8 protein-coding genes are annotated in these 7,309 nt (G+C 71.7%); 2 read left to right on the forward strand and 6 right to left on the reverse strand.

Features of this window, described 5'->3' with window-relative positions; genetic code table 11:
• Nucleotides 1-49: 49 nt before the first annotated feature.
• The 5 genes from V8J36_RS12030 to V8J36_RS12050 form a co-directional block, all read right to left on the reverse strand.
• Nucleotides 50-1,219 (reverse strand): alpha/beta hydrolase, encoded by a 1,170-nt coding sequence (locus V8J36_RS12030; RefSeq protein WP_336467519.1) that lies wholly within the window; start codon nt 1,217-1,219, stop codon nt 50-52.
• Between the two features lie 87 nt (nt 1,220-1,306).
• Entirely contained in the window at nt 1,307-1,735 is a 429-nt protein-coding gene (locus tag V8J36_RS12035) for a VOC family protein (RefSeq protein WP_336467520.1), read from the reverse strand.
• 124 nt (nt 1,736-1,859) lie between these two features.
• Nucleotides 1,860-2,342, reverse strand: a complete 483-nt coding sequence (locus V8J36_RS12040) for a dihydrofolate reductase (RefSeq protein WP_336467521.1) — start codon at nt 2,340-2,342, stop codon at nt 1,860-1,862.
• A complete protein-coding gene (locus V8J36_RS12045) occupies nt 2,342-3,175 on the reverse strand; it encodes a thymidylate synthase (RefSeq protein ID WP_336467522.1) in 834 nt (277 codons plus the stop codon). The genes V8J36_RS12040 and V8J36_RS12045 overlap by 1 nt, the downstream gene beginning before the upstream one ends.
• Before the next feature lie 60 nt (nt 3,176-3,235).
• Complete coding sequence (locus V8J36_RS12050) at nt 3,236-4,138, reverse strand: choline/ethanolamine kinase family protein (RefSeq protein WP_336467523.1); 903 nt, start codon at nt 4,136-4,138, stop codon at nt 3,236-3,238.
• Between the two features lie 89 nt (nt 4,139-4,227).
• Between V8J36_RS12050 and V8J36_RS12055 the strand changes: the two genes are divergently transcribed.
• On the forward strand, nt 4,228-4,854 hold the full coding sequence (locus V8J36_RS12055; protein WP_336467524.1) for a class I SAM-dependent DNA methyltransferase: 627 nt from the start codon (nt 4,228-4,230) through the stop codon (nt 4,852-4,854).
• Nucleotides 4,855-5,627: 773 nt separating this feature from the next.
• Here V8J36_RS12055 and V8J36_RS12060 read toward each other — a convergent pair.
• Nucleotides 5,628-6,074, reverse strand: a complete 447-nt coding sequence (locus V8J36_RS12060) for an ACT domain-containing protein (RefSeq protein ID WP_336467525.1) — start codon at nt 6,072-6,074, stop codon at nt 5,628-5,630.
• A gap of 206 nt (nt 6,075-6,280) precedes the next feature.
• Between V8J36_RS12060 and V8J36_RS12065 the strand changes: the two genes are divergently transcribed.
• On the forward strand, nt 6,281-7,276 hold the full coding sequence (locus V8J36_RS12065; protein WP_442902478.1) for a DMT family transporter: 996 nt from the start codon (nt 6,281-6,283) through the stop codon (nt 7,274-7,276).
• Nucleotides 7,277-7,309: the final 33 nt, after the last annotated feature.

Consider the following 7,309-nt stretch of genomic DNA (forward strand, 5'->3'; position numbering starts at 1 on the left):
ATCCGCGAAACCGCCGTCCGGCGGTCCGAACCGCCCGCCGCCCGCACCCTCAGGGCTGCGGCAGCAGCCGCTCCAGCACCGGAATGCCGTCGAGGATGTCGACCACCGCCGGCGCCTCGGCCCTGCCCGAGAAGCTGTCGCGCCCAAGCGCCGCACCGATCAGCTTCACCACTTCGGGCGAGGCCGCGAACTTGGCATGCGTCCCGCTGGCCGAATCCCCGACCCGCGCGAGGTCGATCACCGTGACGTTCAGGCCTGCCAGCTCGGCGGCGGTGGCATCGCCGACCCGGTCGACGCCGCCCGACAGCCGCCGCGACAGCGCCAGCGCCCGATCGTCGCCCGAGACGAAGACGAAGACGTTGCCCCGCCGGTTGCGGATCTGGCCCAGCTGCGCGCGGAACAGGTCGAGATCGATGTCCGGCGCCGCCAGCATCACGTTGTGCAGGTGCCCGCTGCTGCCCAGCGTGTTCTGCAGGTCGCTCTGCACCATGACCTCGGTCACCAGCAGCGCCCCCATCGAATGGGCAAAGACGTCGAACCCGCCGGCCCGGGTGCGGATCAGCAGCGACGAGGCCTGTTCGAGCAGCGGCCGCGCCGCCAGCGCGCTGTTCAGGTCATAGACATAGTGCGTTCGTCGCCCGGCCGAGGGCCAGGAGAACAGCACCGGCACCCCGCGGAAGCCGCTGTCCTGCACGAACTGCGCCAGCCGAAGCACCGAATCGCTGGGGGTGTTGTTGTAGCCGTGCACGAACAGCAGCACCTCGCGGTCGGCGGGGGCGCGGCGCGCCAGCTCGGCATCGACGGCGGCGATGAAATCGCGATCGGCCGTATAGCGCGTGGCCGCGGCCACCGTCATCTCGCGCCGCGGATCGGGCGGCAGCCGGCGCGCGCGCTCGATCCGGCCCGCGACATGACCCGGCGGGATCGAAACGGTGACCTCCGCCAGCCCCAGACGGCCGCTGCGGCGCTGGGAATAAAGCTGTCCCGGCCCCGCTGCGGGGGCGCGTGTGGTGGCGATGAAAATCCGCCGCTCGGTCGCGCCGGCGACGGGACCGGGCGGCACGCCGGCGACGCCGATCAGTTCCGGCGGATGGCCGCAGCCCGCGGCCAGCATCACCAGCGCCGCCAGCGCCAGCAGGCGCAGCCGCCCGCGCCCCGGACCGCAGCCCGGACCGCGCGGCAAAGGATGGCGCAAGGACGGGCAGGCAGGCGGCGTCATCGGCTCCCCCGGGGTGCACTGCGGTCAGGGAGCAGTATCGGCCCCGGCTCCGCGCGGGCAAGCCCCTGCCCGCGCGCGCCGCGTGGCTTACCAGTGGCCGGTGTTGGGCATGCTCGACCAGGGCTCGGCCGGGGGAAGGTCGTCGCCCTCCTGCAGAAGCTCGATCGAGACGTTGTCGGGCGAGCGCACGAAGGCCATGTGCCCGTCGCGGGGCGGGCGGTTGATGGTCACGCCCGCATCCATCAGGCTCTGGCACATCTCGTAGATGTTGCCGACCCGGTAGGCGAGATGGCCGAAATGGCGGCTGTCCGAGGGCAGCCCCTCGTCCCCGTCCCAGTTGTAGGTCAGTTCCACCGGGCATTCCGGCTGGCCGGGGGGCGCCATGAACACCAGGCTGAAGCGGCCCTTCTCGTTATCGATGCGCCGCGTCTCTTCCAGGCCCAGCAGCCTGTAGAAGGCCATCGAGGCCTCGAGATCCTTCACCCGGACCATGGTGTGGAGATAGCGAACCTGCATCTGGCGTCCTTTCCTGCCGTGTCCCCGCGCGCCAAGCGCGGGCGTCGGGGCAACACTAGCCCTCGAGGCGGCGAGGACCAGCGCGAAAGCGGCGCATCGGAGCCGGGGTTGCGGGCGCGTCGCGTCAGGTGCCGCGGCGCAGGTATTCCTCGACCACGCAGGCGGGCGCGGCGCCGTCCAGCGGGCGGCTGCCGATCTGCCGCCAGTCGCCTTGCGCGAAGGGCGGGAAGAAGGCGTCGGCATCCTCGACCACGGTGTCGACCTCGGTCACGAGGATGCGGTCGGCTAGGCCCAGCGCCTCGGCATAGATCGCGGCGCCGCCGATCGCGTAGATCCGGTCATAGCCCTCGACCCGCGCCCGCGAGATCGCCTCGGGGACCGAGGGGACGACCAGCTCCGAGCCCGGCAGGGTGCGCGAGACGACAAGGTTCAGCCGGTCTTTCAGCGGCTTCACCGGCAGGCTGTCCCAGGTGCGCCGGCCCATGATCAGCGCGCCGCCCAGCGTCTCGCGCTTGAAGGCCTTCAGGTCCTGCGGGACATGCCAGGGGATGGTGTTGCCCCGGCCGATGGCCCCGTTGCGGGCGCGGGCGACGACAATTGTCAGCATCAGACTGCCACCGGGGCGCGCAGCGCCGGGTCGGGCGCATAGCCGCGCAGTTCGAAATCGTCGAAGCGGAAGTCGAAGATGTCGTCGACCTTGCGGCGCAGATGCAGCGTCGGTAGCGCATGCGGGGTGCGCGAGAGCTGGGTCTGCACCTGCTCCATGTGGTTGCTGTAGATATGCGCGTCGCCGATCGAATGCACGAAGGTGCCGGGCCTGTAGCCGGTGACCTCGGCCAGCATCACCAGCAGCAGCGCGTAAGAGGCGATGTTGAACGGCACGCCCAGGAACATGTCGGCCGAACGCTGGTAGAGCTGCAGGTTCAGCCGCCCGTCCAGCACCCGCACCTGCCACAGCGTGTGACAGGGCGGCAGCGCCATCTGCTCGACCTCGCCCGGGTTCCAGGCCGAGACGACCAGCCGCCGGCTGTCGGGGCGGCGGCCGATTTCGGCGATCAGGCCCGCGATCTGGTCGATGCTGCGGCGCCGGTAGATCAGCCGCCCCTCGGCATCCTCGCCCGCGGCCTCGGCATAGCCAAAGTCGCGCCACTGCCGGCCATAGACCGGGCCAAGGTCGCCGTTCTCGTCCGCCCATTCGTCCCAGATCGAGACGCCGTTTTCCTTCAGGTAGCGGATGTTGGTGTCGCCGGCCAGGAACCACAGCAGCTCGTGCACGATCGACTTGAAATGCACCTTCTTGGTCGTGACCAGCGGGAAGCCCTCGGCCAGATCGTAGCGGCACTGCAGCCCGAAATACGAGGTGGTGCCGGTCCCGGTGCGGTCACTCGAGGGCGTGCCCTTCTCCAGCACCGTGCGAAGCGCGTCGTGATACTGCTGCATGGGACGGCTCCTCTAGATGGTTGGGCCGGTCTTACCACCAGCTGTTGTGGTCGCCAAGAGCTACGCGCCCAACGTCCGCACCGCACCGTGGAACTCCGCCGTCTGCATCAGCGCGCGGCAGCGGGCAAAACGCCCCTCGGCATAGGCGCGGAAATCCTCGGCCGGATTGCCGTCCGACAGCTGGATCAGCCCCCAGAGCGTCCACAGAAGATCGCACATCGCCTTCAGCGTGACCATCCGCGCGCGGCTCAGCATCGGCGCCGGACGGCCGAAATAGCCCAGCAGCATCTCGTCCTCCTGCGCCGGGGTGAAGCCCGCCTCGACCGAAAGATCCGCCAGATCCCACATCGGGTCGTTCATCCCCGAATATTCCCAGTCGACGATCCACATCCGCGCCCCGGTATCGAGGAAGTTCTCGCACAGCGGATCGCAATGGCAGGGCGCCAGCGGGATCGCCGGGTCGGTCAGCACCGGGCGCAGCGCCTCGGCCGCGGCCAGCACCGCGTCCCAGCCCGCGGGCAGCGCGACCGCGCGCGGGGCCAGCACCGCCAGATAGCTGTCGATCATCGCGAAAAGCTCGAACCGCGCCGCGAAGCGCGCGTCCGAGGCATGCAGCAGCGCGAAGGCGGTGCCCGCCCGCCCCGGTGCCCCTTTGCGGGCGGCGAAGAGCGCGGGCGTCATCGTCACCCCCGGCACCCGCTCCGTCACCATCACCCCGCGCGCGGCATCGGCCCGCACCACCGGCGGCGCCACGCCCGCCGCCGCCGCGGCCCGCGCCGCCACCAGTTCCGCCGCGCGGTCGATATAGGCCTCGGTCCCCGCGCCCGGCAGGCGCAGCACCAGCCGTCCCGCGCGATAGACCCGGTTGGTCATGCCCCCCAGCCGCTCCGGCCCGTCCTCGACCGGCAGCCCCAGTGCCGTCAGCTCTGCCGCGGCCTCGGCCACGCCCTCGGGATCCTGCATGCATCCTCCGCCCGTTGTCCCGAAAACGTTTCAGATTCGCCGCCCCCGCGCTATCGTTTTGCACAGGCGGCACCCGCAGGAGGCGAAAGATGGCAGGACATGACGGACATCTCGGGCAGGTCTATGCCGCCGCCGCCCCCGAGGACATCGCCCGCGCCTATGACGCCTGGGCCGACACCTACGATGCCGAGATGGCGGCGAACGGCTATCGCCACCCGGCGATCTGCCTCGCGCTCCTGTCGCGCCATCTCGCGCCGGGGCCGGGCCCGATCCTCGACGCGGGCTGCGGCACCGGGCTGATGGGGGACTGGCTCGAAATCCTCGGCTATCCGGTGGTCGAGGGGCTCGACCTGTCCGAGGGCATGCTGGCCCGCGCCCGCGCCAAGGGCCGCTACCGCGCGCTGCACCGGCTGGCGCTGGGCAGGCCCCTGCCCTTCGCGGATGGCGCCTTCGCCGGCGTGGTTTCGACCGGGGTTTTCACCACCGGCCATGTCGGGGCCGAGGCGCTGCCCGAGCTGATCCGCGCCACCCGCGCCGGCGGGCTTCTGTCGATCACCGTCAAGGACACGGTCTGGGACGCGGGCTTCCGCGCCGCGGTCGAGGCGCTGGTCGCGGCGGGCACCCTCGCCATTGCCGAGATCACGCCGCCCTATGTCTCGATGCCCGGCGAAGCCGGGACGATCCCCGGCCGCTGCCTCGCGCTGCGCCGTCTCTGACGCGAGGCCCCGGGACGAACGCGGCCTCCGCAGGCAGCGAAACCGCCCCGCGGTGCCCGTTGGCGTTATCGTCCCGATCTGCGCCCCCGTCTCGCGACCGGCCACCCTTCGCGCCCGACCGTCCGGCGAAACAATGCGCGGCACCTGCGCGCCAGAGCCGGTGCCCGGCCGAGCCCCTGTCGCCCGGCCCGGCTGCCAAAGGGGCACGGGCCGGTCCCCGGCCCGACCGCAGCCGCAGGCGACCTGCCCGCGCGCGCCGCGTCTGATCCCGCGCCGCGCTGCCACCGGTCGCCGCCCCCTCGCCGCTGCTCGGGACAAAGACACAGGCACCGCGACCGGCGACACGCGACGGCTCGGGGCCCGTCTTCGCCCCCTGCGCCCATCCCCGCCGATGGTCCGGGCAGAAAAGGGCGCCCCCCTCGTCTCAGGTCCGCGGGACACCTCGGCCCGACCGTTCCTGCGCCGTGCGTTTCATGCCCTCGCTGCCGCGACAGACGCCTGCGGCGCCGGATCGCCGGGGCGCGAGGCTCCTGACCCCAGTCGGCTGCAGACCTGCCCGCGCCCCGCATCCCGGCCGATGGCCCCCGAGAGCCGCCACCGCGAAAACCGGCACCGGGTCCTGAATGCGCAGCGCCGCCTGCAGCACAACCTCGGCACTCGTGGGCCTGCGCTGCAGCGGCGACGCACCGCGGCCCGGAAGCCGCACCCTTCGCGTGACAACGCTTCGATTGGCCACCGTGACTGGCAAGGGCGCGGATCGCCGGTGGCGCCCCTCAGCCCTGCGCGCCCCCCGCCGCGGCCTGAAGGGCCAGCAGCCGCGCCAGCGCCGCGCCGGCCTGCGCCTCGGGCACGAAGACATGATCGTGGTGATGGGCGGCGACCATGTTGCAGGGAATGCCCTCGTCCGCCAGCGCCGCAGCCACCGCCGCGGTCAGCCCGACGCCCTCCAGCGCAGAAAAGACCTGCAGCGTGATCAGGCGCATCGGCGCGGTGACGGGCAGGCCCTCGGCCTCGGCCAGCGCCAGCGGCAGGATCAGCGACAGCCCCTCGGCCTCGCGGAAGCTGGCGAGGGCGGCCGCGGTCAGGGCTTCGGTCCGAGAATTGGTGAGGGCTTCCGGCGCGGGGCGGTAGGGCAGGCTGGCGAAGACGTAACGCCCCGGCATCAGCCGCGGCGTCATTCCGCCGATCATCTCCGCCGCCGTGGTCGCCAGTGCCGCCATTGGTCCAGCCTCCGCTCTCTGCCCCGCGCGCACCGGCGCCGGGGCACCCGACCGCCTGCCCCCGCGCGCCCCCCGCGCAAGCCGCGGCGTTAGGCGGATCTTGACGCGCCGGCCCCGCGCGCGCAATCGACGCGGCATGCGGGGGTGACATCGCGGGGGCGCGGGTGCATAGCGGGGACGGTCTCCCCCATCGCCGGATTTCCGCCTTGCCAGCCCCCTTTGCCCACAGCCAGACCGCCCGCGCGGCCGCGGCCGCCGAAAACGCCCCCGAGGACCGCAACCAGCCGCTGCGCGGCATCCTCTACAAGATCACCTCGGTCCTGCTGATGGTGGTGATGCAGGGCATCGTCAAATACGCCTCGGACGACATCCCGACCGGCGAGATCATGTTCTTCCGCTCGTTCTTCGCGATCCCGGTGATCGTGGTCTGGATGGCCGCCACCGGCCATCTGGGCGACGGCTGGAAGACCCGCGACCCGATCGGGCATTTCTACCGCGGCTTCGCGGGCGGTCTGTCGCAGGGGATGATCTTCGCGGCGCTCGGCCTGCTGAGCTTCCCCGAGGTGACGGCGATCTACTACGCCGCGCCGCTGATCGTGGTGATCCTTGCCGCGATGTTCCTGGGCGAACAGGTGCGCGCCTTCCGCCTGTTCACCGTCGGGCTCGGGCTGGCGGGGGTGCTGATCGTGCTGTCGCCCCGGCTCGAGACGCTGAACGCCGGCGATGTCGGCGGCACCCAGGCGCTGGGGGCGATGCTCGCGCTGACCTCGGCGATCTGCGGGGCGCTGGCACAGGTCTTCATCCGCAAGATGGTCGCGCAGGAAAGCACCAGCTCGATCGTGTTCTGGTTCTCGGTCAATTGCTCGGTTCTGTCGCTGATCACCCTGCCCTGGGGCTGGGTGATGCCCTCGGCCGGGATGGCGGTGGCGCTGGTGCTGACCGGGGTGCTCGGCGGGCTGGGACAGGTGTTCCTGACCGCGTCCTACCGCTATGCCGACGCCTCGATCGTGGCGCCCTTCGAATACACCTCGATGGTCTTCGCGCTGGGCGCTGGCTGGCTGATCTGGTCCGAGGTGCCCTCGCTTCAGATGCTGGGCGGGGCGGCGCTGATCATGTTCGCGGGCATCCTGATCATCCTGCGCGAGCGCAAGCTGGGCCTGCAGCGCGCGCGACAGCGGCGGGCGATGACCGGGGGATCGTGAGGCGAGGTCGGGCCGTCAGGGGGGGGGGGGGGG

Source organism: Frigidibacter sp. MR17.14 (assembly GCF_037095735.1).
Taxonomy (GTDB): Bacteria; Pseudomonadota; Alphaproteobacteria; order Rhodobacterales; family Rhodobacteraceae; genus Frigidibacter.

Bases quoted from the DNA above. Each gene is read 5' to 3' on its own strand.
- V8J36_RS12030 (WP_336467519.1), bottom strand. From the start codon at position 1,219: ATGACGCCGCCTGCCTGCCCGTCCTTGCGCCATCCTTTGCCGCGCGGT.
- V8J36_RS12035 (WP_336467520.1), bottom strand. From the start codon at position 1,735: ATGCAGGTTCGCTATCTCCACACCATGGTCCGGGTGAAGGATCTCGAG.
- V8J36_RS12040 (WP_336467521.1), bottom strand. From the start codon at position 2,342: ATGCTGACAATTGTCGTCGCCCGCGCCCGCAACGGGGCCATCGGCCGG.
- V8J36_RS12045 (WP_336467522.1), bottom strand. From the start codon at position 3,175: ATGCAGCAGTATCACGACGCGCTTCGCACGGTGCTGGAGAAGGGCACG.
- V8J36_RS12050 (WP_336467523.1), bottom strand. From the start codon at position 4,138: ATGCAGGATCCCGAGGGCGTGGCCGAGGCCGCGGCAGAGCTGACGGCA.
- V8J36_RS12055 (WP_336467524.1), top strand. From the start codon at position 4,228: ATGGCAGGACATGACGGACATCTCGGGCAGGTCTATGCCGCCGCCGCC.
- V8J36_RS12060 (WP_336467525.1), bottom strand. From the start codon at position 6,074: ATGGCGGCACTGGCGACCACGGCGGCGGAGATGATCGGCGGAATGACG.